Source organism: Pseudomonas graminis, assembly GCF_013201545.1.
Taxonomy (GTDB): Bacteria; Pseudomonadota; Gammaproteobacteria; order Pseudomonadales; family Pseudomonadaceae; genus Aquipseudomonas.
Genome location: NZ_CP053746.1, coordinates 2,864,968 through 2,890,363 on the forward strand (window position 1 = coordinate 2,864,968; position 25,396 = coordinate 2,890,363).

General features: G+C 60.3%; 24 protein-coding genes. 19 read left to right on the forward strand and 5 right to left on the reverse strand.

The features are described from left to right. Positions 1-69: 69 nt before the first annotated feature. The 7 genes from FX982_RS12850 (at position 70) to ispD (ending at position 7,815) form a co-directional block, all read left to right on the forward strand. A complete protein-coding gene (locus tag FX982_RS12850) occupies positions 70-1,017 on the forward strand; it encodes an acetyl-CoA carboxylase carboxyltransferase subunit alpha (RefSeq protein WP_172610979.1) in 948 nt (315 codons plus the stop codon). A gap of 80 nt (positions 1,018-1,097) precedes the next feature. Beyond that, the gene (tilS, locus tag FX982_RS12855) at positions 1,098-2,435 is read left to right on the forward strand and encodes a tRNA lysidine(34) synthetase TilS (protein ID WP_172610980.1); all 1,338 of its coding nucleotides are present in this window, start codon (positions 1,098-1,100) and stop codon (positions 2,433-2,435) included. Positions 2,436-2,706: 271 nt separating this feature from the next. Then, positions 2,707-4,338, forward strand: a complete 1,632-nt coding sequence (locus FX982_RS12860) for a CTP synthase (RefSeq protein ID WP_122537375.1) — start codon at positions 2,707-2,709, stop codon at positions 4,336-4,338. Between the two features lie 15 nt (positions 4,339-4,353). Further along, the gene (gene kdsA, locus FX982_RS12865) at positions 4,354-5,199 is read left to right on the forward strand and encodes a 3-deoxy-8-phosphooctulonate synthase (RefSeq protein ID WP_122622970.1); all 846 of its coding nucleotides are present in this window, start codon (positions 4,354-4,356) and stop codon (positions 5,197-5,199) included. A 170-nt stretch (positions 5,200-5,369) separates the two neighbouring features. Next, positions 5,370-6,656: a phosphopyruvate hydratase gene (gene eno, locus FX982_RS12870; protein ID WP_122537377.1), complete on the forward strand. Its 1,287-nt coding sequence runs from the start codon at positions 5,370-5,372 to the stop codon at positions 6,654-6,656. Positions 6,657-6,815: 159 nt separating this feature from the next. After that, entirely contained in the window at positions 6,816-7,094 is a 279-nt protein-coding gene (gene ftsB, locus FX982_RS12875) for a cell division protein FtsB (RefSeq protein WP_037014212.1), read from the forward strand. A 10-nt stretch (positions 7,095-7,104) separates the two neighbouring features. Next, positions 7,105-7,815, forward strand: a complete 711-nt coding sequence (gene ispD, locus FX982_RS12880) for a 2-C-methyl-D-erythritol 4-phosphate cytidylyltransferase (protein WP_172610982.1) — start codon at positions 7,105-7,107, stop codon at positions 7,813-7,815. 5 nt (positions 7,816-7,820) lie between these two features. Here ispD and FX982_RS12885 read toward each other — a convergent pair whose 3' ends face one another. Then, complete coding sequence (locus tag FX982_RS12885; RefSeq protein WP_172610984.1) at positions 7,821-8,717, reverse strand: LysR substrate-binding domain-containing protein; 897 nt, start codon at positions 8,715-8,717, stop codon at positions 7,821-7,823. Positions 8,718-8,820: 103 nt separating this feature from the next. Between FX982_RS12885 and FX982_RS12890 the strand changes: the two genes are divergently transcribed. From FX982_RS12890 to rpoS, 8 genes are all read left to right on the forward strand, one after another. Next, the gene (locus FX982_RS12890) at positions 8,821-9,933 is read left to right on the forward strand and encodes an S-(hydroxymethyl)glutathione dehydrogenase/class III alcohol dehydrogenase (RefSeq protein ID WP_122622971.1); all 1,113 of its coding nucleotides are present in this window, start codon (positions 8,821-8,823) and stop codon (positions 9,931-9,933) included. A 94-nt stretch (positions 9,934-10,027) separates the two neighbouring features. Beyond that, the gene (gene fghA / locus FX982_RS12895; RefSeq protein WP_172610986.1) at positions 10,028-10,873 is read left to right on the forward strand and encodes an S-formylglutathione hydrolase; all 846 of its coding nucleotides are present in this window, start codon (positions 10,028-10,030) and stop codon (positions 10,871-10,873) included. 106 nt (positions 10,874-10,979) lie between these two features. After that, the gene (gene ispF / locus FX982_RS12900) at positions 10,980-11,453 is read left to right on the forward strand and encodes a 2-C-methyl-D-erythritol 2,4-cyclodiphosphate synthase (RefSeq protein WP_122622973.1); all 474 of its coding nucleotides are present in this window, start codon (positions 10,980-10,982) and stop codon (positions 11,451-11,453) included. Beyond that, complete coding sequence (gene truD / locus FX982_RS12905; protein WP_172610988.1) at positions 11,450-12,508, forward strand: tRNA pseudouridine(13) synthase TruD; 1,059 nt, start codon at positions 11,450-11,452, stop codon at positions 12,506-12,508. Before ispF ends, truD begins: the two co-directional genes overlap by 4 nt. Continuing rightward, positions 12,496-13,245 carry a 5'/3'-nucleotidase SurE gene (gene surE / locus FX982_RS12910; protein WP_172610990.1) on the forward strand — a complete coding sequence of 250 codons (750 nt, stop codon included), beginning with the start codon at positions 12,496-12,498 and terminating at the stop codon, positions 13,243-13,245. The genes truD and surE overlap by 13 nt, the downstream gene beginning before the upstream one ends. Before the next feature lie 41 nt (positions 13,246-13,286). Continuing rightward, a complete protein-coding gene (locus FX982_RS12915; RefSeq protein WP_172610991.1) occupies positions 13,287-13,922 on the forward strand; it encodes a protein-L-isoaspartate(D-aspartate) O-methyltransferase in 636 nt (211 codons plus the stop codon). 178 nt (positions 13,923-14,100) lie between these two features. Then, complete coding sequence (locus FX982_RS12920) at positions 14,101-14,994, forward strand: peptidoglycan DD-metalloendopeptidase family protein (RefSeq protein WP_172610993.1); 894 nt, start codon at positions 14,101-14,103, stop codon at positions 14,992-14,994. 103 nt (positions 14,995-15,097) lie between these two features. After that, entirely contained in the window at positions 15,098-16,102 is a 1,005-nt protein-coding gene (rpoS, locus tag FX982_RS12925; protein WP_122537386.1) for an RNA polymerase sigma factor RpoS, read from the forward strand. Positions 16,103-16,679: 577 nt separating this feature from the next. Here the strand turns inward: rpoS and fdxA are convergent. Both fdxA and mutS read right to left on the reverse strand, forming a co-directional pair. Then, positions 16,680-17,003: a ferredoxin FdxA gene (fdxA, locus tag FX982_RS12930; protein ID WP_065989796.1), complete on the reverse strand. Its 324-nt coding sequence runs from the start codon at positions 17,001-17,003 to the stop codon at positions 16,680-16,682. A 239-nt stretch (positions 17,004-17,242) separates the two neighbouring features. Beyond that, positions 17,243-19,810 (reverse strand): DNA mismatch repair protein MutS, encoded by a 2,568-nt coding sequence (gene mutS / locus FX982_RS12935; protein WP_172613047.1) that lies wholly within the window; start codon positions 19,808-19,810, stop codon positions 17,243-17,245. 496 nt (positions 19,811-20,306) lie between these two features. Between mutS and FX982_RS12940 the strand changes: the two genes are divergently transcribed. The 3 genes from FX982_RS12940 to recX all read left to right on the forward strand — a co-directional run bounded on the left by FX982_RS12940 (position 20,307) and on the right by recX (position 22,433). Continuing rightward, complete coding sequence (locus FX982_RS12940; protein ID WP_172610994.1) at positions 20,307-20,807, forward strand: CinA family protein; 501 nt, start codon at positions 20,307-20,309, stop codon at positions 20,805-20,807. Between the two features lie 85 nt (positions 20,808-20,892). Then, entirely contained in the window at positions 20,893-21,957 is a 1,065-nt protein-coding gene (recA, locus tag FX982_RS12945; RefSeq protein WP_065989790.1) for a recombinase RecA, read from the forward strand. An 8-nt stretch (positions 21,958-21,965) separates the two neighbouring features. Beyond that, the gene (recX, locus tag FX982_RS12950) at positions 21,966-22,433 is read left to right on the forward strand and encodes a recombination regulator RecX (protein ID WP_172610996.1); all 468 of its coding nucleotides are present in this window, start codon (positions 21,966-21,968) and stop codon (positions 22,431-22,433) included. Positions 22,434-22,481: 48 nt separating this feature from the next. On the opposite strand, the gene FX982_RS12955 is transcribed toward recX, so the two are convergent. Together FX982_RS12955 and FX982_RS12960 are read right to left on the reverse strand one after the other, a co-directional pair. Then, the gene (locus tag FX982_RS12955) at positions 22,482-23,597 is read right to left on the reverse strand and encodes an LOG family protein (RefSeq protein WP_172610998.1); all 1,116 of its coding nucleotides are present in this window, start codon (positions 23,595-23,597) and stop codon (positions 22,482-22,484) included. 377 nt (positions 23,598-23,974) lie between these two features. Further along, on the reverse strand, positions 23,975-24,400 hold the full coding sequence (locus FX982_RS12960) for a quorum-sensing-regulated virulence factor family protein (protein WP_172610999.1): 426 nt from the start codon (positions 24,398-24,400) through the stop codon (positions 23,975-23,977). Between the two features lie 218 nt (positions 24,401-24,618). On the opposite strand from FX982_RS12960, the gene FX982_RS12965 reads away from it, so the two are divergent. Then, positions 24,619-25,350, forward strand: coding sequence for a tRNA-uridine aminocarboxypropyltransferase (locus FX982_RS12965; protein ID WP_172613048.1), 732 nt, complete (start codon positions 24,619-24,621; stop codon positions 25,348-25,350). The last annotated feature ends 46 nt before the right edge of the window (positions 25,351-25,396 follow it).

The window sequence follows — 25,396 nt, forward strand, 5'->3', positions numbered from 1 at the left end:
TCCATTAAGGTATGGCGCTTATCGGATCAACCGGCCGGCCTCTTGGCCGTCGACCCAAGACGGATGCCTATGAACCCGAATTTTCTGGATTTCGAACAGCCGATTGCTGACCTGCAAGCCAAGATTGAAGAGCTGCGTCTGGTGGGCAATGACAACTCGCTGAACATCGGCGACGAAATCTCTCGACTGCAAGAGAAGAGCAATACGCTCACCGAAAGCATTTTCGGCAACCTGACCAGTTGGCAGATCGCGCGCATGGCGCGTCATCCGCGTCGTCCGTATACGCTGGACTACATTCAACACATCTTCACCGAGTTCGACGAGCTGCATGGCGATCGCCACTTCTCCGATGACGCTGCCATCGTCGGCGGTATTGCCCGCTTGAACGAGCAGCCGGTGATGGTGATCGGTCATCAGAAAGGCCGCGAAGTGCGCGAGAAGGTTCGCCGCAACTTCGGCATGCCGCGTCCTGAAGGCTACCGCAAGGCCTGCCGCCTGATGGAAATGGCCGAGCGCTTCAAAATGCCGATCCTGACCTTCATCGACACGCCGGGCGCCTATCCGGGCATCGACGCCGAAGAGCGTAACCAGAGCGAAGCGATCGCCTGGAACCTGCGCGTCATGGCGCGCCTGAAGACCCCGATCATTGCCACCGTGATTGGCGAAGGCGGTTCGGGCGGCGCACTGGCCATTGGCGTGTGCGATCAACTGAACATGCTGCAGTACTCGACCTACGCGGTGATTTCGCCGGAAGGCTGTGCTTCCATCCTGTGGAAAACCGCCGAAAAGGCGCCGGATGCGGCCGAAGCAATGGGCATCACTGCCGAGCGTCTGAAGGGCTTGGGCATCGTTGACAAGGTGATCAGCGAGCCTCTGGGTGGCGCGCACCGTGATCCGGCCGCTGCCGCTGCCTTGATCCGCGAAGAACTGAGCAGCCAGCTGAGCATGCTTCAGAAGTTCGATAATGACGCGCTGCTGGCCCGTCGTTACGACCGCCTGATGAGCTATGGCCTTTAACCGGACCGTTCTGCAACAGGAGTGTCACCGAACCCGGTGACGCTCACCGGTCCGGCGAGCTTTAAGCAGGGTTAACCAGCATGAGCAAACCGGACAGCATCACACTCGCACTCTCCAGACGTCTGCTGTCGCGCCTCGAACCCTGGCGCGCTGCCGTCGCCTGGCGCGTCGCATTCTCCGGTGGGCTCGATTCCACTGTCCTGCTTCACCTGCTGGCGGAACTTGCCAGGGTTCACGCGCTTCCTCCGCTGACCGCTGTTCACGTCAACCATGGCCTTCAGGCGGTGGCTGCTTCGTGGCCGGTGCATTGCCGGCAGATGTGTCAGATTCTGGGGGTGCCGATGGAGGTCATCGACGTCCAGGTGCGCCCCGGTGCCAGCCTCGAACAAGCCGCGCGTGACGCTCGTTACGCCGCGTTCAACTCAACCCTCGGGCCCGGCGAAGTGCTGCTTACCGCCCAGCACCGTGACGATCAGGCCGAGACACTGCTGTTCCGTCTATTGCGTGGCGCCGGGGTGCGCGGGCTGGCCGCGATGCCGGCGCAGCGTCCTTTGGGCGCAGGACAGTTATTTCGGCCGCTGCTGGATGAATCCCGCGCCACCCTCGAGGCTTATGCCCGGGAACAGGGGTTGAGCTGGATCGAGGACCCGAGCAACAAAGACAGCCGCTTTTCGCGCAACTACCTGCGCAGTCATGTACTGCCGCTGGTGACAACGCGCTGGCCGCAAGCGATCGCGAGCATGGCCCGCAGCGCCGCGCATCTGGCCGAAGCCCAGCAGTTGCTGGACGAGCTGGCGATGCAGGACCTCGCACTCGCTGACACGCCATGCCCCTGGCCGTGGCTCGACATGCCCTCCCTTGAACTGGCGCCGCTCGAAGCGCTGTCACCCGCCCGGCAACGCAACGCACTGCGCCACTGGCTGGCGCCGCTCACTCGATTGCCGGACACCGATCACTGGGTGGGCTGGGACTCGTTGCGCGACGCCGGGCCGGACGGTCGCCCCATCTGGCGACTGGCCGATGGTCAGATGCACCGAGCCGAAGGGCGTATCTGGTGGCTGTCGGGGATCTGGCTGAAAAACGTCGCCGGCTCGCAGCACTGGTCCATGGCGTCGCAACCTCTCGCGCTGCCGGGCAACGGCATGCTGCAGATCCTCGGCGCTGCGCCTGCGGGTGGCTTGCATGTGCACTACCGCCAGGGCGGCGAAACTTTCGATGTGCCGGACAGAGGCCGACGCGACCTGAAAAGGCTGCTCAACGAGAAGGGCGTGCCGGTGTTTCTGCGCGGCCGATTGCCGCTGTTGTACCGCGGCGAGCAGTTATTGGCCGTGGCAAACCTTCCGGGACTGGACGCCAGCCCCCGTGGCGACTGGCGATTGCACTGGTTGCCACCGACGAATGACCAAAGTTTGAGCTGAAAGGGCCTTTCCGGTAGACTACGCTCCCTTCTTGATACAGCTTATGTCGATCCTTCCGGAACGACGCAAGTTGCCGATTACCAGCCAGTCTTTACTGGGCGATTCTCAAAAATGTGGCGATCCACGGACAGACCTTTTCAAGGCCGGTCGTTGATTTGGGCGCGACAGATTCGAAATGCACAGTGAAAAACGCAGGTTATCGGGGGCTTCGGCCTTCCTTCGCTTTCCCCGGCGGCTCTGACCGCTTTAACGCAGACTTCTAGGGTTTTTCATGACGCGCTACATCTTCGTCACGGGCGGTGTTGTTTCTTCATTGGGGAAAGGCATCGCCTCGGCTTCATTGGCGGCCATCCTGGAGGCGAGGGGACTTAAGGTCACCATGCTCAAGCTGGACCCCTACATCAACGTCGATCCCGGCACCATGAGTCCGTTTCAGCACGGTGAGGTGTTCGTCACCCACGACGGCGCCGAAACTGACCTGGACCTGGGTCACTACGAGCGTTTCATTCGCACCACCATGACCCAGAACAACAACTTCACCACTGGCCGTGTGTATGAACACGTCCTGCGCAAAGAGCGCCGTGGTGATTATCTGGGCGCGACCATTCAGGTGATCCCGCACATCACCGACGAAATCAAGCGTCGCATCATCAAGGGCGCCGGCGATGCCGACGTCGCCATGGTCGAAATCGGCGGCACCGTGGGCGACATCGAGTCGCAACCGTTCCTCGAGGCGATCCGTCAGCTGCGTTTCGAAGTGGGCGCCAAGCGCGCCATGCTCATGCACCTGACGCTGGTTCCGTATATCGCCACCGCGGGCGAGACCAAGACCAAGCCGACTCAGCATTCGGTGAAAGAACTCCGTTCGATCGGCCTGCAGCCAGACGTACTGGTCTGCCGTTCCGACCACCCGATCGACATCTCGTCGCGCCGCAAGATCGCGCAGTTCACCAACGTTGAAGAGCGCGCGGTCATCGCCCTCGAAGACGCCGACACCATTTACAAGATCCCGGGCATCCTGCATTCCCAGGGCCTCGACGATTTCGTCGTCGAGCGCTTCGGCCTGCAGTGCGGCAGCGCCGATCTGTCCGAGTGGGAAAAGGTCGTCGACGCCAAGCTCAATCCGGAACACGAAGTCACCATCGCGATGGTCGGCAAGTACATGGAGCTGCTGGATGCCTACAAGTCGCTGATCGAAGCCATGAGTCACGCCGGCATCAGCAACCGTACCAAGGTCAATCTGCGCTACATCGATTCCGAAGACATCGAGAATCAGGGCACTGGTTTGCTTGAGGGCGTTGACGCGATTCTCGTTCCGGGCGGCTTCGGTCTGCGCGGTGTCGAGGGCAAGATCACGGCCGTGCAGTTCGCTCGCGAAAACAAGGTTCCATACCTGGGCATCTGCCTGGGCATGCAGGTGGCGGTCATCGAGTTCGCCCGTAACGTGCTGGGCTGGACAGACGCCAACTCCACCGAGTTCGATCGTGCCAGCCAGCACCCTGTCGTCGGTCTGATCACCGAGTGGGAAGACGCCACCGGTGCTGTCGAAACCCGGACCGAAACTTCGGACCTGGGCGGCACCATGCGTCTGGGTGCCCAGGAATGCCTGCTTGAGCCGGGCTCTCTGGTGCACGATTGCTACGCGAACGACGTCATCGTCGAGCGCCATCGCCACCGTTATGAAGTGAACAACAAGCTGCTGCCGCAACTGGTCGAAGCCGGCCTGAAAATCTCCGGTCGTTCGGGTGACGGCGCGCTGGTTGAAGTGGTGGAGTCTCCTGACCATCCATGGTTTGTGGCTTGCCAGTTCCACCCCGAGTTCACCTCTACGCCCCGCGATGGCCACCCGTTGTTCAGTGGTTTCGTGAAAGCAGCGCTTGCTCAACACCAGAAGAACGGTTGATAGGGAATCCATCACATGGCACAGAAAATCATCCGCGTCGGCTCCATCGACATCGCCAACGACAAACCCATGGTCCTGTTCGGCGGCATGAACGTCCTGGAGTCGCGAGACATGGCGATGCAGGTCTGCGAAGAATACGTGCGAGTGACCGAGAAGCTCGGCATTCCGTACGTGTTCAAGGCCAGCTTCGACAAGGCCAACCGCTCCTCGGTGACTTCCTACCGCGGCCCGGGTCTTGAAGAAGGCATGCGGATTTTCCAGGACATCAAGCAAGCCTTTGGCGTGCCGATCATCACCGACGTGCACGAGCCTGAGCAGGCCGCTGCGGTGGCGGAAGTCTGCGACATCATTCAGTTGCCGGCTTTCCTGTCCCGCCAGACCGACCTGGTCGTGGCCATGGCCAAGACCGGCGCAGTGATCAACATCAAGAAAGCCCAGTTCCTCGCGCCCCACGAGATGAAACACATCCTGGCCAAGTGCGTCGAAGCGGGTAACGATCAGTTGATCCTCTGCGAGCGCGGTTCGAGCTTCGGCTACAACAACCTGGTTGTCGACATGCTCGGTTTCGGCATCATGAAATCGTTCGAATACCCGGTGTTCTTCGACGTGACCCACGCCCTGCAGATGCCAGGTGGTCGCTCCGATTCCGCCGGTGGCCGTCGTGCCCAGGTGACGGATCTGGCCAAGGCCGGCATGAGCCAGGGCCTGGCCGGTCTGTTTCTGGAAGCTCACCCGGATCCGGACAACGCCAAGTGCGACGGTCCCTGCGCCCTGCGCCTGGACAAGCTGGAGCCGTTCCTGGCCCAGCTCAAGGCGCTCGACGAACTCGTTAAAAGCTTCCCGACGATCGAAACGGCGTAAAACCCGCTTCTCCGGCGCCGAGCCCTCCGGTAGAGTGCCGTTCGTTGTTTTCCCGACCAAAGGGTCGGGAAAATTGTCGTTTCAGGCCCTGCCCGTTGTCCTAGAGCCCTGAGACGCCGAATCGTTTTCCCAGCTGCGTCGTTTTCGTCAATCTTGGAGTGTTAACAACAATGGCAAAAATCGTCGACATCAAAGGTCGTGAAGTTCTCGACTCCCGTGGCAATCCCACCGTGGAAGCAGACGTGCTCCTCGACAACGGCATCATCGGCAGCGCCTGTGCGCCGTCCGGTGCTTCCACCGGCTCGCGTGAAGCGCTGGAGCTGCGTGATGGCGACAAGAGCCGTTACATGGGCAAGGGCGTTCTGAAAGCTGTGGCCAACATCAATGGCCCGATCCGCGACCTGTTGCTGGGCAAAGACCCGGTTGACCAGAAAGCCCTGGATCACGCGATGATTCAGCTGGACGGCACCGAGAACAAAGCTAGCCTGGGCGCCAACGCGATCCTCGCTGTGTCGCTGGCTGCAGCCAAAGCAGCTGCTCAGGATCAGGACCTGCCGTTGTACGCGCACATCGCCAACCTGAACGGCACACCGGGTGTTTATTCGATGCCGGTGCCGATGATGAACATCATCAACGGTGGCGAGCACGCTGATAACAACATCGACATCCAGGAATTCATGATTCAGCCTGTGGGCGCCAAGACCTTCTCCGAGGGCCTGCGCTGGGGCACCGAGATTTTCCACCACCTCAAAGCGGTGTTGAAAGCGCGCGGTCTGAACACTGCCGTGGGTGACGAAGGTGGGTTCGCGCCGAACCTGAACTCCAACGGCGACGCGCTGGATGCCATCGCTGAAGCCGTTGCCAACGCGGGCTACAAGCTGGGCACCGACGTGACCCTGGCGCTGGACTGCGCGGCAAGCGAGTTCTACAAGAACGGCAAGTACGTTCTGAGCGAAGAAGGCGAGTACGACTCCGCCGGTTTCGCCGACTACCTGGCTGATCTGGTCAGCAAGCACCCGATCATTTCTATCGAAGACGGTCTGGACGAGTCGGACTGGGATGGCTGGAAAGTCCTCACCGACAAGATCGGCGACAAGATCCAGCTGGTGGGTGACGACCTGTTCGTGACCAACACCAAGATCCTGAAAGAAGGCATCGACAAGAAGATCGGTAACTCGATCCTGATCAAGTTCAACCAGATCGGCACGCTCACCGAAACGCTGGAAGCCATCCAGATGGCCAAGGCCGCGGGTTATACCGCCGTGATCTCGCACCGTTCCGGCGAAACTGAAGACTCCACCATTGCCGACCTGGCCGTGGGCACCGCCGCCGGCCAGATCAAGACCGGTTCGTTGAGCCGTTCCGACCGTATCGCCAAGTACAACCAGCTGCTGCGTATCGAAGAGCAACTGGGCGCCAAAGCGGTGTACCGTGGTCGCGGCGAGTTTCGCGGCTGATTGCAAAGATGGTAAAAAGGCAGCAGGCGTTGTAGGAGAAGTCACCGAAAGGTGACCGCTCTTGTCGTCCTGATCCATGAGCCCGGTGACCACCGGGCTTATGGGCATTTGAAATGGTCGGTTTTGCTGTCTTTATTCGCCGGGTAACAGATATTCACAATGCGCAGTCCTAACTGGTTGTTCCTCGTTCTGCTTTTGATGCTCGCTGGCTTGCAGTATCGCCTATGGGTAGGTAACGGCAGTCTCGCGCAGGTGGCCAGTCTGACGCAGCAAATCGCCGATCAACACGCCGAAAACGATGCTCTGCTGGAGCGCAACCGGGTCCTCGACGCGGAAGTGCTGGAGCTGAAAAAAGGCCTCGAAACCGTTGAAGAGCGTGCCCGTCATGAATTGGGCATGGTCAAAGACGGCGAAACCCTTTATCAGTTGGCACAGTGACGTTGGTGTAATGACTCAATCCCTTCCTGCCTTCTGGGCAGTGATTCCCGCAGCGGGCGTTGGCGCGCGCATGGCGGCAGACCGTCCCAAGCAGTACCTGCAACTGGGCGGCCTCACGATTCTTGAACACAGCCTGCTTTGCTTTCTCGATCATCCCCGGCTCAAGGGCCTGGTGGTCAGTCTGGCTGTGGATGACCCTTATTGGCCTACGTTGCCTTGCGCGCTGGATTCCCGGATTCAGCAGGTCGCGGGCGGCAAAGAGCGTGCGGACTCGGTGCTCAATGCACTGCTGCACCTGCACGCCAACGGCGCCGATGACAACGATTGGGTGCTGGTACATGACGCAGCGCGCCCGAACCTGGCGCGTTCGGACCTCGATAATCTGCTTGGCGAGCTGGCGGATGATCCGGTCGGCGGCTTGCTGGCAGTGCCGGCCAAAGACACCCTCAAGCGCGCCGACGCCAATGGCCGTGTGACCGAAACCGTGGACCGCAGTCTGATCTGGCAGGCCTATACGCCGCAGATGTTTCGTCTGGGTGCGCTGCACCGCGCGCTGGCGGACAGTCTGGTGTCCAACGTGGCGATCACCGATGAAGCTTCCGCTATCGAGTGGGCCGGGCAATCGCCGCGTCTGATCGAAGGGCGCGCGGATAACATCAAGGTCACCCGCCCTGAAGACCTCGAATGGCTGCGCCAGCGTCGGGTGGAATTCAACGGCTGATCCGCCTACACGCTGTATTCCTCCCGCGACGCCAGTCCCGCCTTCAGATAATCCACCAGCTTTCTCACCTTGGGCGACAGATGCCGCTGCTGCGGGTACAACGCCCAGACGGCGGTGTTCGGCGGCTGATGGGCATCCAGCAACGAGACCAGCGCGCCGCGCTTGAGATGCTCCAGCACGTAGTAATCCGGTAGCTGACACAGCCCGACCCCACGCAACGCCGCATCCAGCACCGCCTGCCCACTGTTGCAGCGCCAGTTGCCTTGCACCCGCTGGGAAAATTCCCGCCCGTTTTGCTGCAACAACCAACTGTCCGAGCTGCCGATCAGGCAATTGTGTCGGGCCAGTTCGGACACGCTATGGGGCCGGCCGTACCGTTCGAGATAGGCGGGGGAGGCGCACAGGTACATTTTGCGCGGCGCCAGTCGGGCGGCCACCAGTCGTGATTCCTGCAAGCGGCCCAGCCGGATCGCCAGGTCCAGGCCTTCATGCACCAGATCCAGCGTGTTGTTGGTCAGCTCGATATCCACGCGCAGTTGCGGGTAATCCTCCATGAAACGCGTCACCAGCGGGGCGATGAACCGCTCGCCGTAAGCCACGGCGCAGGTCATCCGCAGCAACCCCTTCGGCTCGCTGGTCAGGTCGGTCACCGCGCGCAATGCTTCCTCGCGTCCATCCTGCAGGCGTTGGCAGTGATGCAGAAACGTCTGGCCGGCTTCGGTCAGCGCTACCTTCCGGGTGCTGCGATACAGCAACCGCGTCTGCAAGCGTTCTTCGAGTCGCGCGATCTGCCGACTGATGTGCGATGACGACACCCCCAGACGCTCAGCGGCAGCGGTGAACTGCCCGCACTCGGCGACGGCGACAAACTCGTCCAGACCTTCCCAGCGATTGACCTGCATCGATTGTCCCTGCACAGCATTAATGTTTTGCTTTCAGGCGGATTATTCATCAGCGAGCACTGTATTACACTCCGGGCTCGTATTTATTTAGCTGGAGATCATGATGATCAAGTCACGTGCTGCCGTAGCTTTCGCGCCCAATGAGCCACTGCAGATCGTCGAAGTGGACGTTGAAGCCCCGAAAGCTGGCGAAGTGTTGATTCGTACCGTGGCATCCGGCGTTTGTCACACCGATGCCTACACCTTGTCCGGTGCTGATTCCGAAGGCGTTTTCCCGTGCATCCTCGGTCACGAAGGCGGCGGCGTCGTTGAAGCTGTCGGCGAAGGCGTCACCTCCCTGGCCGTGGGCGACCACGTCATCCCGCTGTACACCGCCGAATGCCGCGAGTGCAAGTTCTGCAAATCCGGCAAGACCAACCTCTGCCAGAAAGTCCGCGCCACCCAGGGCAAAGGGCTGATGCCCGACGGCACCACCCGCTTCAGCTACAACGGCCAGCCGATCTACCACTACATGGGCTGCTCGACGTTCTCCGAATACACCGTGGTCCCGGAAATCTCCCTCGCCAAAATCCCCAAGGAAGCGCCGCTGGAGAAGGTTTGCCTGCTGGGTTGCGGCGTGACAACCGGCATTGGCGCAGTGCTGAACACGGCCAAGGTCGAAGAGGGCGCCACTGTGGCGGTCTTCGGTCTCGGCGGTATCGGCCTGGCGGCGATCATCGGCGCAAAAATGGCCAAGGCCTCGCGCATCATCGCGGTCGACATCAACCCGTCCAAATTCGACGTGGCCCGTGAATTGGGGGCGACCGAGTTCGTCAATCCCAAGGATCACGACAAGCCGATTCAGGAAGTGATCGTCGAAATGACCGACGGCGGCGTGGATTACAGCTTCGAGTGCGTAGGCAACGTGAACCTGATGCGCGCGGCCCTGGAGTCGTGCCACAAGGGCTGGGGCGAATCGGTGATCATCGGCGTCGCCGGTGCGGGTCAGGAAATCTCTACCCGTCCGTTCCAGCTGGTGACCGGTCGCGTCTGGCGCGGTTCGGCCTTCGGCGGCGTCAAAGGCCGCACCGAACTGCCAAGCTACGTCGAAAAAGCGCAGGCCGGCGAGATCCCGCTGGACACCTTCATCACCCACACCATGGGCCTGGACCGGATCAACGAAGCGTTTGACCTGATGCACGAAGGCAAAAGCATCCGTACCGTCATTCATTTCTGAGGAGTAGCGGCAAGCTTCAAGCTGTGCGCGGCAAGAGGCACGTGTCATGACCTCTTGCCGCTCGAGGCTTGCAGCTTGCCGCCCGGAGAAGCCTATGAGTCTGGAAAACATCTCGTGCCAGAAAAGCTTCGGCGGCTGGCACAAGCGTTACAAACATCACTCTGATGTGCTTGGCTGCGACATGGTGTTCGCGGTGTATCTGCCTCCTCAGGCAGAGCAGGGCGGCAAGCTGCCGGTGGTCTATTGGTTGTCAGGGCTGACCTGCACCGATGAGAACTTCATGCAGAAGGCCGGTGCACTGCGGGTTGCTGCCGAGCTGGGGCTGATCATCGTGGCGCCGGACACCAGCCCACGCGGCGCCGACGTGCCGGATGACCCGGACAAGGCCTATGACTTCGGACTGGGCGCCGGCTTTTATCTGAACGCCACCGAACAGCCGTGGGCGCGGCACTACCGCATGTACGATTACGTGATCAGCGAGCTGCCGGCGTTGATCGAGGCGCACTTCCCGGCCTCGGACAAACGCAGCATCAGCGGGCATTCCATGGGCGGCCACGGCGCACTGGTCGGCGCGTTGCGCAACCCGGGCCGCTATAAATCGGTGTCGGCGTTCTCGCCCATCTGCAACCCGATGGATTGCCCGTGGGGGCAGAAAGCCTTCTCGCGCTATCTGGGCGAAGACCGTTCGCGCTGGCGTGAATGGGACGCCAGCGTGCTCATCGCCGAGGCCACCGAGCGCCTGCCATTGCTGGTGGATCAAGGCGATCGCGACGACTTCCTCGGCAATCAGCTCAAGCCGGAATCATTGGTTCAGGCGGCGAAGGCGGCCGGTCATCCCCTGGAATTGCGCATGCAGCCGGGGTACGACCACAGCTATTACTTCATCGCCAGTTTCATCGAAGACCACCTGCGCCACCACGCCCGAGCCCTGGCCGGCTGAAGTCTCCGCCTTCAATTGCAGCGTCTCGGGCAATTGCGCGCGGGCCGGCCCTAATGTCGGTCAAAGTAGGTAGAATCACGCCCTGACTTTTTCAGGGCGTTTTTTTATGCGTATTGGCCACGGCTATGATGTGCACCGTTTCGCTGAAGGCGATTTCATTACCTTGGGCGGCGTGCGGATTGCGCACACGTCGGGTTTGCTCGCGCATTCCGATGGCGATGTAGTGCTGCACGCGTTGAGCGATGCTCTCCTGGGCGCTGCCGCCCTGGGCGACATCGGCAAGCACTTCCCTGACACCGATCCGCAATTCAAGGGCGCCGACAGCCGGGTGCTGCTTCGTCACGTGCTCAAGCAAGTTCAGGGCAAGGGCTGGAAGGTCGGCAACGTCGACGCGACCATCGTTGCCCAGGCGCCGAAGATGGCCCCGCACATTGAAAGCATGCGCGCCTTGATTGCCGAAGACCTGCAAGTCGACATCGACCAGGTCAACGTCAAGGCCACCACCACTGAAAAGCTGGGCTTCACCGGCCGCGAAGAAGGCATCGCCGTGCACGCCGTCGCACTGTTGATCAGCGCATGACCGAGCTCGAACTTCTGGGCCCGAGAGCCTACGGCGACGCGTTGGGTACTGCCGTGCTGAAGGCTACCGCTGAAGACTTTCAGGTCGATGAAGTCCTCGACATCCCGCTTTCCGGGGATGGCGAGCACCTGTGGCTGTGGGTCGAAAAGCGCGGCTTGAATACCGAGGAAGCCGCCCGGCGTCTGGCCAAGGCGGCCGGCGTGCCGTTGCGAACCGTCGCCTACGCCGGTTTGAAGGATCGTCAGGCGTTGACCCGGCAGTGGTTCAGCATTCAGCTGCCGGGCAAGGCTGATCCGGACATGTCGGTGGCTGAAAACGATTCCCTGAAAATCCTCGACAGCACACGCCATAAACGCAAGCTGCAACGGGGCGCCCACGCCGCCAATGGTTTTACGCTGCGTCTCACGCAATTGCAGGCCGACAAGGCCGGGCTCGACGCACGTCTTGAGTTGATCAAACAACACGGCATCCCCAACTATTTCGGTCCTCAGCGTTTCGGCTACGAGGGCGGGAATCTGGGTGAAGCCCGTAATTATGCCGAGCGTCAGGCCCTGCCCGAGCAGCGCAATGTGCGCTCTCGCTTGCTCTCCACGGCGCGCAGCTACGTGTTCAATCAGGTCCTGGCCGCGCGGGTCGCCGATGGCAGCTGGCAACGGGCGCAAGTGGGCGATCTGCTGGCGTTCACTGACAGCCGCAGTTTCTTCCCCGCAGGCGAAGCCGAGTGCAGCGACCCGCGATTGGCGATCCTCGATCTGCACCCGACCGGGCCGCAGTGGGGTGAGGGTGATTCCCCGGCCGCCGGCGCCACTGCCGCGCTTGAAAACAGCATCGCGGTGCGCGAGGCGTCGCTCTGTAACTGGTTGATAAAAGCGGGAATGGAACACGAACGGCGCATCCTGCGACTGCCCATCGGGCGGTTGACGTGGCATTATCCCGAGCCTGACATTCTGCAACTGGAATTCGTCCTGCCGGCCGGATGCTTCGCCACCGCATTGGTGCGCGAACTCGTCGATCTCGCCCCGGCAGGGCAGACGGACAGCTCATGCGTATTCTGATTTCAAATGATGACGGGGTCATGGCGCCCGGGCTTGCTGCGCTGCATGGCGCGCTGGCGGGGTACGCCGAGTGCGTGGTGATTGCGCCCGATCAAGACAAGAGCGGCGCGAGCAGTTCGCTGACGCTGGACCGGCCCTTGCACCCGCACACCCTGGACAACGGCTTCATCAGCGTTAACGGCACGCCCACCGATTGCGTCCACCTTGGGCTCAACGGTCTGCTGCCCGATGAGCCGGACATGGTTGTTTCGGGGATCAACCTCGGCGCCAACCTGGGTGACGATGTGCTGTATTCGGGCACCGTTGCTGCGGCGCTGGAAGGTCGTTTTCTGCAACGCCCGTCATTTGCCTTTTCATTTTTGTCACGTCAGGTCGATAACCTGGCAACCGCTGCGCATTACGCGCGGCTTCTGGTCGAAGCCCATGAACGCCTCGACCTTCCACCCCGTACCGTATTGAATGTGAATATCCCTAACCTGCCGCTGGCACATGTGCGCGGAATTCAGCTGACCCGTCTTGGCCATCGCACCCGTGCGGCGGCGCCTGTGCGCGTGGTCGATCCGCGTGGGAAGGCCGGTTACTGGATTGCTGCCGCAGGAGATGCCGAAGACGGCGGGCCGGGCACCGATTTCCACGCCGTGATGCAGGGTTATGTGTCGATCACCCCGTTGCAGCTGGATCGTACTTATCAGGACGGTTTCAACAGCCTGAACGCATGGCTGGAGGGAATGGCCTGATGTCGCGTGAGCAAGATGATCTATTACGACGTGGCGTGGGAATGACTTCCCAGCGTACCCGCGAGCGTCTGATTCAACGGTTGTGCGAAGAAGGTATCGCCAACACCCAGGTGCTGGACGTCATTCGCAAGACCCCTCGACACCTGTTTGTCGACGAGGCCCTCGCGCACCGCGCGTACGAAGACACCGCGCTGCCGATCGGCAACAACCAGACGATCTCCCAGCCTTACATGGTGGCGCGCATGAGCGAACTGCTGTTGGCGGCGGGCCCGCTGGATAAAGTGCTGGAGATCGGCACCGGCTCGGGTTACCAGACCGCCGTGCTGGCGCAACTGGTGGAGCGGGTTTTCTCCGTTGAGCGGATCAAGGTGCTGCAGGATCGCGCAAAGGAACGCCTCGTCGAACTGAACCTGCGCAACATGGTGTTTCGTTGGGGCGACGGCTGGGAAGGCTGGCCGGCGCTCGCGCCTTACAACGGCATCATTGTCACTGCGGTTGCCACCGACGTACCTCAGGCCTTGCTGGACCAGCTGGCACCCGGTGGGCGGTTGGTCATTCCGGTGGGTTCGGGCGAGGTGCAGCAGCTGATGCTGATCATCCGCGAGGAAAACGGCTTCTCCCGGCATGTGTTGGGCGCTGTCCGTTTTGTCCCGCTGCTCAACGGCCCGCTGGCGTAAGCGCTATTTTTTGGCGGCAATGAATTCCCGAAGACGCAGCCGGTCTACAGGCTGGCGTTTTGCAACGATGCTTCGGTTAACTCCCGCAGCGCCGTCTTACACCCTGTTTTTCATGGCTGCCTGGTCTTTCACGACGCAGGACAGTTTCTTCTTCAGTCACCGGTAAAGGGAGTGGCGGGTGAGTCTCACAGTCATTCGGCAGCGTAGTTCTTCAACAAGCTTTCAGCGTCTGGTGATTGGAGTTGCCTTGAGTATCCTTCTGGTCGGCTGCTCCAGCACGCCATCGGGCGGCGTACGCGTTGTCGACCGCAACGGCAAATCGACGGTGCCGACGCGTCAGCCTGTGACCACAGGTCAGTACGTCGTGAAGCGTGGCGATACGCTTTTTTCCATTGCGTTTCGTTACGGCTGGGACTGGAAGGCGCTGGCCGCACGCAACAGCATTCCAGAGCCCTTCACCATTCATGTCGGTCAGACGATCCGCTTCGATGGGCGCGCCAACTCGCCGTCTACGGCGGTGGCCGCTGGCTCCGCACGCGTTCCGCAGACCACCACGAGCAGCTCGACATCCTCTTCCGGGTCGCTGAAAACCACTGTCATTTCAAGGCCGGTAGGGGCTGTCGCCGCCACGACGCCACCGCCGACCAGCAACTCGACGACGACGCCGGTCAATACAACCGTGGTGACCGGCGCTCGTTCTCCAAGCGGCTGGACATGGCCGACGAGCGGCGTTTTGATCAGCAAGTTCTCTTCAAACGGTAGTTTGAATAAAGGAATTGATATCGCTGGTGATTTGGGACAGCCTGTTTTGGCCGCGTCTGATGGGGCAGTGGTATACGCCGGAAGTGGATTAAGGGGCTACGGCGAATTGGTCATCATCAAACACAGCGATACCTACGTCAGTGCATACGGACATAACCGTCGGCTCTTGGTTCGGGAGGGACAACAGGTCAAGGCAGGGCAAAGTATTGCCGAGATGGGATCAACGGGAACTGACCGGGTGAAACTGCATTTCGAGATTCGCCGCCAGGGTAAACCGGTAGATCCACTGGAATTCTTGCCACGTCGCTGATCGGTTGTCAGCCTGTTCCTGCGTAGAGGGGACAGGCTCAAGTGCTGCCACGGAAGAAGGCGTCACTGGAGCTTGAGGTCGAACTCACCAAAGGACTATAACAATGGCTCTCAGCAAAGAAGTGCCGGAGTTTGACATAGACGACGAGGTGCTCCTTATGGAACCCGCAATCGTCCTGGATTCTGCAACGGATGAGAAGCCAGCTACACCTTCCGTTCGTGCGAAACCCAAAAACTCTGCAGCGCTCAAACAGCATAAGTACATTGACTACACTCGTGCACTGGATGCTACGCAGCTGTACCTCAATGAAATCGGCTTTTCCCCCTTGCTCTCCCCGGAAGAAGAAGTCCATTTTGCGCGACTGTCGCAAAGCGGCGATCCGGCTGGGCGCAAACGCATGATTGAGAGCAATCTGCGGCTGGTCGTGAAAATCGCCAGGCGCTACGTCAATCGTGGTCTGTCATTGCTGGACCTGATCGAGGAGGGCAATTTGGGCCTCATTCGAGCGGTCGAAAAATTCGATCCGGAGCGCGGATTCCGGTTCTCGACCTACGCCACTTGGTGGATTCGTCAAACCATCGAACGCGCGATCATGAATCAGACGCGAACGATCCGCCTCCCGATCCATGTGGTCAAAGAGCTCAACGTCTACCTGCGCGCCGCGCGGGAGCTGACGCAAAAGCTTGACCATGAACCCTCTCCCGAAGAAATTGCCAACCTGCTGGAGAAGCCGGTCGGTGAGGTCAAGCGCATGCTCGGCCTCAACGAGCGGGTGTCTTCGGTGGATGTGTCGCTGGGCCCTGATTCAGACAAGACGCTGCTCGACACGCTGACGGATGATCGTCCTACCGATCCCTGCGAACTGCTGCAGGACGATGATCTGTCCCAGAGCATCGATCAGTGGCTTTCAGAGTTGACCGACAAACAGCGTGAAGTCGTCGTCCGTCGATTCGGGCTGCGCGGGCATGAAAGCAGCACGCTTGAGGACGTCGGGCTGGAAATCGGCCTGACTCGTGAGCGTGTACGGCAGATTCAAGTGGAGGGGTTAAAGCGCCTTCGCGAGATACTCGAGAAGAATGGCCTATCCAGCGAGTCACTCTTCCAGTAAGACGAGAGAGTGGGTGTACGTTATATCAAGCGGTATGAAAGCCCCGACGAGTCGGGGCTTTTTTTATGTCGATCCAACGTGAGTTAGATGGACGTCTCATGACAGCGTCTTGAGAGGTCGATGATCTTTTTCACAATCAGGTAAGTGATGCTTACTCATGCTGTAAGCAGTTTCTTACGCGTCCTGTGAGTTATCGTCTCTTCTTTGGCTGATCATGTCTCCGTCAGGTGAAAGCCGATAGTTATCCCGTTGATTTAGTTGGCAATTTAAAACTAGCGTCAGTCAGCGGCTGAATTTTCCTGAAAACTCTCGGCCCTTGCCCTGACCGTTTAAATCACTAAGATCAGTCCTGTACCGACGGATTGGTACAGGCGGTCAAGGAAGACTGCTCAAGGACATCGCAGGACGCGATTCATCAGGATGATGAACACGGATTGAAGGGATTAAGGAAAAAATGTGGGCGGGTCATACCGCCCCTTTTTTCGTCTGTAGAAAAGTGCGGCTGCAACCACCTCGACAATGCAAAAAGGCCCCGAGGGGCCTTTTGCGTCAGCAGGGTGTTCGACGTTTCAGAAGCTTAGCGCTCCAGATCGGCTATCTTGCCGGTCTTGCCATCCCACTGTGCCGCATCCGGCAGCGCGTCCTTGCGTTCCGTGATGTTGGGCCAGACGTCAGCCAGCTCTGCGTTCAGCTGAATGAAATTCTCCATGCCGGCCGGAATCTCGTCTTCGGAGAAGATCGCATTCGCAGGGCATTCAGGCTCGCACAGGGCGCAGTCGATGCACTCGTCCGGGTGAATCACCAGGAAGTTCGGGCCTTCGTAAAAGCAGTCCACCGGACAGACTTCTACGCAGTCGGTGTACTTGCACTTGATGCAGTTGTCGGTGACGACGAAGGTCATTTCTAATTCTCTCCTCAGGCGGCGGCAGCAAGGCCGTTCAGTCCGGCTTGCCAGGTACGGGACGTCCCCCCACCGTAAAACTCAGCTTCTCGAGCAACGCGGCAGGCAAGGTGTCCTGCGCGGCGATGTCCGACCTTGGTTCGCTGCGTTCAAACGCGGCCAGGTGCGCTGTGAAGCCAGGCTAAAAGCTCACAGCGTCCCGAACCGCGCGGGATTCTAACAGCTTGTTACGAATCACGTTAGATGCGTGTCTTCATCGAATACAACAACTCAAGCGCCTGGCGCGGCGTCAGGTCGTCGATCTTCAGGTTCGACAACTCGTCCAGAACAGGGTGCGGCAAGCTTGCAAACATGTCGCTCTGCATCGGCAGCGGCGGTTTTCCCGGCTTGGCCTTGGGCTGTTCGTGGGGCAGGCTGGTGGTCTCCAGGCGCAGCAGATGCTCCTTGGCCCGCGTGATGACGCGCCCCGGCACGCCAGCCAGTTGCGCCACGGCAAGACCATAACTCTGGCTCGCCGGCCCCGGCAGCACGCGGTGCAGAAAGACAATGCGCTCGTTGTGCTCGGTGGCATTCAGGTGCACGTTGGCCACCAGCGGCTCGCTCTCCGGCAACACGGTCAGCTCGAAATAATGGGTGGCGAACAGCGTGTACGCACGAAGCTGGGCGAGGCATTCCGCCGCAGCCCACGCCAGCGAAAGCCCGTCGAATGTGCTGGTGCCGCGTCCGACTTCATCCATCAGCACCAGGCTTTTGTCCGTGGCGTTGTGCAGAATGTTCGCGGTCTCGCTCATCTCCACCATGAAAGTGGAGCGTCCGCCGGCCAGGTCATCGCTTGAACCGATACGCGTGAAGATACGGTCCACCAGCGACAGCTCGCAGCTCGCCGCCGGCACGAAGCTGCCGATATGCGCCAGCAGCACGATCAAAGCAGTCTGGCGCATGTAGGTGGATTTACCGCCCATGTTTGGACCGGTGATCACCAGCATGCGCGTGTTGTCGTTCAGATCAAGGTCGTTGGCCACGAACGGCGACGACAACACCTGCTCCACCACCGGATGCCGACCTTGCTCGATGCGCATGCACGGCTCATCGGTGAAACGCGGACGGTTGAGGTCCAGGTTCAGCGCACGCTCGGCCAGGTTGCTCAGCACATCCAGCTCGGCCAGCGCGGCGGCAGTGTCCTGCAGCGGCGCAAGGTGCCCGATCAGGTCTTCCAGCAGCGTCTCATAGAGCATCTTTTCCCGAGCCAGCGCGCGGCTCTTGGCCGACAACGCCTTGTCTTCGAATTCCTTGAGCTCCGGGGTGATGAAACGCTCGGCGCCTTTAAGCGTCTGGCGGCGGATGTAATCGGCCGGCGCCTGTTCGGCCTGCTTGCTCGGCAGCTCGATGAAGTAACCATGCACGCGGTTGTAGCCGACCTTGAGGTTGGCCAGGCCGGTGCGTGCCTTTTCGCGGGTTTCCAGATCGATGAGGAACTGCCCGGCGTTCTCGCTCAGGGACAGCAATTCATCGAGCTCGGCGTCGTAACCGGTCTTCAGGACGCCACCGTCTCGAATCACCGCAGGCGGATTGTCGATGATCGCGCGTTGCAGCAGGTCGGCCAGCTCCGGGTAGGTGCTCGCGGTTTTCGCCAATTGCTGAATGTGCGGCGCTTCAAGCTCGGCCAGGGCCAGTTGCAATTCGGGCAACGCGCTCAGGGCATCACGCAGACGCGCCAGGTCCCGAGGACGGGCATTGCGCAGGCCGATACGCGCGAGAATGCGCTCGATGTCGCCGATCTCTTTCAGCTGCGGCTGCAGGTTCTCGAAGCGGTAACGCTCGAGGAAGCAGCCAATGGACTCTTGGCGGGCCTGAAGGATGTGCAGATCGCGCAGGGGACGGTTCAGCCAGCGGGTCAGCAGGCGCGTTGCCATGGCGGTCTGACAGCGATCCATCACCGACTGCAGCGTGTTGTCGCGCCCGCCCGCCAGGTTGGTGTCGAGTTCCAGATTGCGGCGGCTGGCGCCGTCCAGAATCACCGTGTCGTCGAGGCGCTCATGGCGCAGGCTGCGCAGGTGTGGCAATGCGGTGCGCTGGGTTTCTTTGGCGTAGCTCAGCAGGCAGCCGGCCGCGCCGATCGCCAGGGTGAGGTTCTCGCAGCCGAAGCCTTTGAGATCCTGAGTGGAGAACTGCTGGCACAGGCTTTTGTGCGCCGAATCGCGCTCGAAGTCCCATGGCGCGCGACGACGGGCACCGCGGCGTTTCTCTGCGGGCAACCCTTGGGGCCAGTCATCGGGAATCAGCAGCTCGACCGGATTGATCCGCTCAAGCTCGGCCAGCAGGTTTTCCCAGCCCTTGATTTCCAGCACGGTGAAATTGCCGCTGGTGATGTCCAGCACGGCGAGGCCGAACAGGCGTTCGTCACCCAGCACGGCGGCGATCAGGTTATCCCGACGCTCGTCCAGCAAGGCTTCGTCGCTGACGGTGCCCGGCGTGATGATGCGCACCACCTGACGATCGACCGGGCCTTTGCTGGTGGCCGGATCGCCAATCTGTTCGCAGATGACGACTGACTCGCCGAGCTTCACCAGCTTGGCCAGATAGCCTTCCGCTGCGTGATAGGGGATGCCGCACATGGGAATGCTTTGCCCCGCTGACTGGCCCCGCGCAGTCAGCGTGATGTCGAGCAGCTTGGCCGCCTTCTTGGCGTCTTCATAGAAGATCTCGTAGAAGTCACCCATGCGATAGAACATCAGCTGATCGGGATGCTGATTTTTCAACCGCCAGTATTGCTGCATCATCGGGGTATGCGAGGACAGGTCGGAAATTGCTTTATTCATCAGTTATTTAGGCAAATTCTATAGGGAATTGAGGCAAGTTTCGGGCGACGGCGGGGATTCCACCTACGTGGCTCGACGTCGGATCCGATTGATTTTGCGATGGCGGCAAGGTTACCACGCACGTTCGCGGGCCGCAGGTCCGGCTGATTCGTCACGGCGCGTTTCCGAACCGACACGAAGCGCTTCGAGCTGGCTAGGATGTCGAGCACCGCCCGACGGGAGGCGGCATCATCGACAAGGATTGCCCTATGCCACGCAAGCGAGGACGAGATTCAACCAACGGCCGCTTCATCCCTTTGGAGGAGGCCAAGCGAAGGCCACGGGAAACCATCGTGGAAACCGTCAAGAAACCCTGCCCCGAGAAACCGGAGCGCAAATAGAGGGCTCGCAGGCGTGAACCGGATTCGGATCGCGCCCTGTGTTGCACATCGACCCGGCTGGTGTAGCGTGTCTGCTTCGCCTCGACCGATACGGAGAATCTCCCGTGAATGACATTACTCATCTGGCAGCAACCCTGGGCCAGCAACTGTTGGCCGCGGGCGCGCAGGTCAGCACGGCCGAATCCTGCACCGGAGGCGGCATCGCCGAAGCCATCACCCGTATCCCCGGGAGTTCGGCTTGGTTCGAAGCCGGCTATGTCACCTACTCCAACCGGCAGAAGACCCGTCAACTGGCGGTGCCGGAAGCGCTGTTCGCCCAGGTCGGCGCCGTCAGTCGCGAAGTGGTCGAGGCCATGGCGAAGGGCGCGCAGGCTAATAGCGGCGCGCAGTTTTCGGTCGCGGTCAGCGGCGTGGCCGGACCGGACGGTGGCTCGGCGGAGAAACCCGTTGGCACTGTGTGGGTCTGCTGGGGCGTGGCGGAACGATTGATCGCCGAGTGCTTTCTATTTGCAGGTGACCGTGATGCGGTTCGCCGACAAACGGTGAGCGCCGCGCTAGAGGGGCTTGTCCGCCTCTCTCGCGGAGAAATACCAAATCAGGGGTAGGCGCGCGTCAGGCCCTGTGGAATAATACTGGCTACTTATACAGTTATATCGGCCGTCAAGGCCTAACCTATTACGAGAGGATTCAATGGACGACAACAAGAAGAAAGCCTTGGCTGCGGCCTTGGGTCAGATCGAGCGTCAATTCGGCAAAGGTGCCGTAATGCGCATGGGTGACCATGATCGCCAGGCTATTCCTGCTATCTCCACCGGTTCGCTGGGTCTCGATATCGCACTTGGTATCGGTGGCCTGCCAAAAGGCCGGATCGTTGAAATCTACGGCCCGGAATCTTCGGGTAAGACCACCCTCACTCTGTCCGTCATCGCAGAAGCCCAGAAAATGGGCGCCACCTGCGCATTCGTCGACGCCGAGCACGCGCTCGATCCAGAGTACGCCGGCAAGCTGGGCGTCAACGTCGACGACCTGCTGGTCTCCCAGCCAGACACCGGCGAACAGGCCCTCGAAATCACCGACATGCTGGTGCGTTCGAACGCAATCGACGTCATCGTCGTCGACTCCGTTGCCGCCCTCGTTCCGAAGGCTGAAATCGAAGGCGAAATGGGCGACATGCACGTCGGCCTGCAAGCCCGATTGATGTCCCAGGCGCTGCGTAAGATCACCGGTAACATCAAGACTGCCAACTGCCTCGTTATCTTCATCAACCAGATCCGTATGAAGATCGGCGTGATGTTCGGCAGCCCGGAAACAACAACCGGTGGTAACGCCCTGAAGTTCTACGCGTCGGTCCGTCTGGACATCCGCCGTACAGGCGCGGTCAAGGAAGGCGACGAAGTCGTCGGTAGCGAAACCCGCGTCAAAGTCGTCAAGAACAAGGTGGCCCCGCCGTTCCGTCAGGCTGAGTTCCAGATTCTCTACGGCAAGGGCATCTACCGTAACGGCGAGATCATCGATCTCGGCGTGCTGCACGGTCTGCTGGAGAAATCCGGCGCCTGGTACAGCTACCAGGGCAGCAAGATCGGTCAGGGTAAAGCCAACTCCGCGAAGTTCCTGGCGGACAACCCGGAAATCGGCACCACCCTCGAACGGCAGATTCGCGAGAAGCTGCTGACGGCAGCGCCTGATGTGAAGGCCCAGTCGTCCCGCGTAGCGGCAGACGATGTGGCTGAAGTTGAAGCTGACGCGGATATCTGATCCCCGCCATGCCGGCTGTGCTTGATACGCCCGTCGCTGTAAGGCGTACTGCAATGGACCTGCTCGCACGACGCGAGCACGGTCGTGTCGAGCTGACGCGCAAGTTGCGTCAGCGCGGCGCACCTCCCGAATTGATTGATGCAGCGCTCGACCGTCTGACGGAAGAGGGTCTGCTGTCTGAATCCCGATACCTCGAAAGCTTTGTTTCCTACCGTGCCCGTTCTGGCCACGGCCCTTTGCGTATCCGCGAGGAGCTGGGGCAACGCGGTTTGCCGCGCCCGGACATTGAGCAGGCGCTGCGCGAGTGCGGCGTGGACTGGTGGGAAAAACTGGAAGCGCTGTGGCAGCGCAAGTTCAGCGGCCAACTGCCCAAGGATGCCCGCGAACGTGGGCAGCAGATGCGCTTTCTGAGCTATCGCGGGTACCCGCCGGAGCTCATCGGGCGTTTGTTGAGTGGGAAGGGCAACGACGACTGATGCGCGATGGGCTTGAAGGCGCTAAAGCACGCCCTCAAGCATTCAGCATCACATCGATTTGACAGGCTCGGGCTCATGGGCCCGCTGGGAATGCGCAGGTCCTACCCAGTTCTCCTCAAGGTTTATGCAGTCCACCAACTCGCGCAAACGGCCGTGATTACGGCCGTTAAAGGCAAACGCCAGACGCGTGAGATGGCTGAACTGCGCATCGTCATATTCGTCTTGATGGCCGTATTGCTGGAAGTCGCCGCTTAACCGTAGATCGGCGAACCTGTCCTGCAGGGCGTTCAGCGCCTGTTCGCTCAACGCATGGTGCATGCGGATGACGAAGGTGTTCTTCAGCCAGCGGCTGGAGTGGAAGTTGCTGTAAAAACGGTTGATCTCGGCGACGGCCTCATCGGCGCTGTACACCAGCTTCATCAGGTTCATGTCCGTGGGCAAAATGTATTTGTTCGCCTCCAGCTCATTCTTGATGAAACCGAGCGCGCCTTCCCAGAACGTGCCTCCCGGTGCATCCAGCAGCACGATAGGAACCAGCGGGCTTTTGCCGGTCTGGATCAGCGTCAGCACTTCCAGTGCTTCATCAAGGGTGCCAAACCCGCCCGGGCAGAGCACCAGCGCATCGGCCTCTTTGACGAAAAACAGCTTACGTGTGAAGAAGAAGTGGAACGGCAGCAGATTACCGGTGCCATCCACGGTCGCATTGGCGTGCTGCTCGAACGGCAGGGTGATGTTGAAGCCCAGGCTATGATCCAGGCCGGCGCCTTCGTGGGCCGCGGCCATGATCCCGCCACCGGCGCCGGTGATGACCATCAGGTCGGAGGCTGCCAGTTGCTTGCCCAGTTCACGGGCCAGCGCATAAACAGGATGTTCCAAAGGGGTACGGGCGGAACCGAACACGGTGACCTTGCGCCGGCCTTTGAAGCGTTCGAGCACCCGGAAGGCATTCTCCAGCTCGCGCAGCGCTTGCAGGGTGATTTTGGCATTCCAGCGATTCAGGTCGTCCTGGGCCATGCGCAGGACGGTCAGAATCATGTCGCGGTAGGGCGGAAGGTTGGGGCTGTCCGGGGCGACCGAACCGAGGAGTTCTTCGACTTTGGGGGTGAGGTCGATTCCGTTGCTCTGAAAGTGTTGAGACAACGCGTCACTGGGTACGTACGGCATTCACGCTTTCTCCTTCTGCAGAATCATTGACCGCCGCCAGGGGGCGGGATCGCGACGCTTCATGCGTCGGCGTGCGCAGCGCATCCGAAGGTAAGGGAGGCATCAGACCTGCGCGGCGCCCGATTCTGGACTAATCCATGGTGAAAAGAGAAAACAGTGATGGCAACCGGCGCCGCAGGCAACCCTTTCTTGCATGCAAAATGTGATGAGGCAGAACGGGCACGGCCAAACGAAAATCAGGCATCAGGATCAGCGATCAAGCAGCGGGCGGGACGTGCTGATTGGCGGGAGTTTGGATGGCGTCTATAGCGGGGAGGGGAGAGCAAGGCTGCGCGTTGAAAAGATCTCAAAACACGCAGCCCGTAGAGCCGGTTACATCACTTCTTGTGGGCAGGGGGTTTGGCAGCGCAGTCCGCCGCTTTGATTTCCTGAGTCGTGATGAGCTTGTTGGTTTTGTATTCGGTGAACTGGTAACGCAGGATCGCGCCCTTGGCCATAAGTTGACGGTAACCGGCGTTGCGGCACACGCTGCCGCCCAGCTGACCGCGGACATCGTCCGGGTGTTCACGCATTTGAGCGGCCTGGCCAGACTGTACACTCAGGTGATTGATCAGCATCTTGCCTTCAACGGTGTAGCCCTCGTCGAGGATGTCTTCGTTGATGGCGCGTGGCGTGCCGACACTGCTTTCCTTCGCGACTTTATCAAGCATCTGGCTCAGTTCGTAATCCTGCTTGGACGCCGCGTTGGCGCACAGTGGAGCGACGAGCAAAAGCGTGAGAGTGGGGGCGATGAGGCGCAGCATTGAATTCTCCTGGTGCGTAGACGGGTGATGCAGAGGCTGGCCGTTGGACCGGCGACATCCCGAGGCGTTCACTGGGGGAGTGAGCTCTCAGGGCCGGGCAGTATAGGGGAGGAGCCTTGGCGGACACCAGAGAACACGGCGCGTCGGGCGGGTCTGATAGAATGCCGCGACATTTCGACCTGCCGGATACCCTCGTGTCACTGCCTTCTTACCCTTCGATGACCCCGACTCTTTTTCACAGAAACTCTGTCGCATGTCTGAGAGATGAGCGGGAGGATGAGAGTACCAAGCCTTACCTTGCTCGCGGATCACGTGCGCCGAGGTGCCCGTACTGTCGAGTGATCGAAAGTCACTGCCTGTGCAGGTGGCGTCCCAAGGTCGAGGCAAAATCAGGGGTGTGCCTGATCATGACGACAAAAGAGGTCTTCAAACCCAGCAATACGGGTTGGCTGATCGCAGACGTGATCAAGGATAACCATGCGTTTGTGTGGTCACGCACCGAAGTCGATGAGAAGCTGATTGCATTGCTCAACGATCCGCAGTGGCAACCGTATCTGGTGTTTCCGGGGGAATATGTAGCGGCCGAGCGCGTCACCAATACCGTGACGATTAATCCGAATAAGAGACCGCTGTTCGTGCTGCTTGACGCTACATGGACTGAAGCGAGGAAAATCTTCCGTAAAAGCGCTTATTTTGACTCCATCCCCATTTTGAGCCTGATCCCTGAAAAGCTTTCACGGTACAAGCTAAGACGTTCCACGCGCAGCGAACATCTCTGTACCGCTGAAGTGGCCGCACTGTGTTTCGATCTGGCCGGCGACACTGAAGCAGCTTCGGCTCTAAGCTGCTACTTCGATGTGTTCAGTCAGCACTATCTAGGTGCCAAAAATCAGTTGCCCCTCGACTTGCTAAGCGATGCTCATCAAGAGCTCAAGGGCTATCTTGAGTAGTCATCAGTAAGGCTGGCGCCAGTGAGCCGTATCAAGACGGCTCGCA

Excerpts from the sequence above, each read along its gene's own strand:
- FX982_RS12885 (WP_172610984.1), bottom strand. The coding sequence starts at position 8,717 with ATGCAGGTCAATCGCTGGGAAGGTCTGGACGAGTTTGTCGCCGTCGCC.
- fghA (WP_172610986.1), top strand. The coding sequence starts at position 10,028 with ATGAGTCTGGAAAACATCTCGTGCCAGAAAAGCTTCGGCGGCTGGCAC.
- recX (WP_172610996.1), top strand. The coding sequence starts at position 21,966 with ATGCCGGCTGTGCTTGATACGCCCGTCGCTGTAAGGCGTACTGCAATG.
- FX982_RS12915 (WP_172610991.1), top strand. The coding sequence starts at position 13,287 with ATGACTTCCCAGCGTACCCGCGAGCGTCTGATTCAACGGTTGTGCGAA.
- FX982_RS12890 (WP_122622971.1), top strand. The coding sequence starts at position 8,821 with ATGATCAAGTCACGTGCTGCCGTAGCTTTCGCGCCCAATGAGCCACTG.
- ispD (WP_172610982.1), top strand. The coding sequence starts at position 7,105 with ATGACTCAATCCCTTCCTGCCTTCTGGGCAGTGATTCCCGCAGCGGGC.
- surE (WP_172610990.1), top strand. The coding sequence starts at position 12,496 with ATGCGTATTCTGATTTCAAATGATGACGGGGTCATGGCGCCCGGGCTT.
- FX982_RS12860 (WP_122537375.1), top strand. The coding sequence starts at position 2,707 with ATGACGCGCTACATCTTCGTCACGGGCGGTGTTGTTTCTTCATTGGGG.
- FX982_RS12850 (WP_172610979.1), top strand. The coding sequence starts at position 70 with ATGAACCCGAATTTTCTGGATTTCGAACAGCCGATTGCTGACCTGCAA.
- rpoS (WP_122537386.1), top strand. The coding sequence starts at position 15,098 with ATGGCTCTCAGCAAAGAAGTGCCGGAGTTTGACATAGACGACGAGGTG.
- recA (WP_065989790.1), top strand. The coding sequence starts at position 20,893 with ATGGACGACAACAAGAAGAAAGCCTTGGCTGCGGCCTTGGGTCAGATC.
- truD (WP_172610988.1), top strand. The coding sequence starts at position 11,450 with ATGACCGAGCTCGAACTTCTGGGCCCGAGAGCCTACGGCGACGCGTTG.
- fdxA (WP_065989796.1), bottom strand. The coding sequence starts at position 17,003 with ATGACCTTCGTCGTCACCGACAACTGCATCAAGTGCAAGTACACCGAC.
- ispF (WP_122622973.1), top strand. The coding sequence starts at position 10,980 with ATGCGTATTGGCCACGGCTATGATGTGCACCGTTTCGCTGAAGGCGAT.
- eno (WP_122537377.1), top strand. The coding sequence starts at position 5,370 with ATGGCAAAAATCGTCGACATCAAAGGTCGTGAAGTTCTCGACTCCCGT.
- ftsB (WP_037014212.1), top strand. The coding sequence starts at position 6,816 with ATGCGCAGTCCTAACTGGTTGTTCCTCGTTCTGCTTTTGATGCTCGCT.
- tilS (WP_172610980.1), top strand. The coding sequence starts at position 1,098 with ATGAGCAAACCGGACAGCATCACACTCGCACTCTCCAGACGTCTGCTG.
- FX982_RS12965 (WP_172613048.1), top strand. The coding sequence starts at position 24,619 with ATGACCCCGACTCTTTTTCACAGAAACTCTGTCGCATGTCTGAGAGAT.
- kdsA (WP_122622970.1), top strand. The coding sequence starts at position 4,354 with ATGGCACAGAAAATCATCCGCGTCGGCTCCATCGACATCGCCAACGAC.
- FX982_RS12955 (WP_172610998.1), bottom strand. The coding sequence starts at position 23,597 with ATGCCGTACGTACCCAGTGACGCGTTGTCTCAACACTTTCAGAGCAAC.
- FX982_RS12960 (WP_172610999.1), bottom strand. The coding sequence starts at position 24,400 with ATGCTGCGCCTCATCGCCCCCACTCTCACGCTTTTGCTCGTCGCTCCA.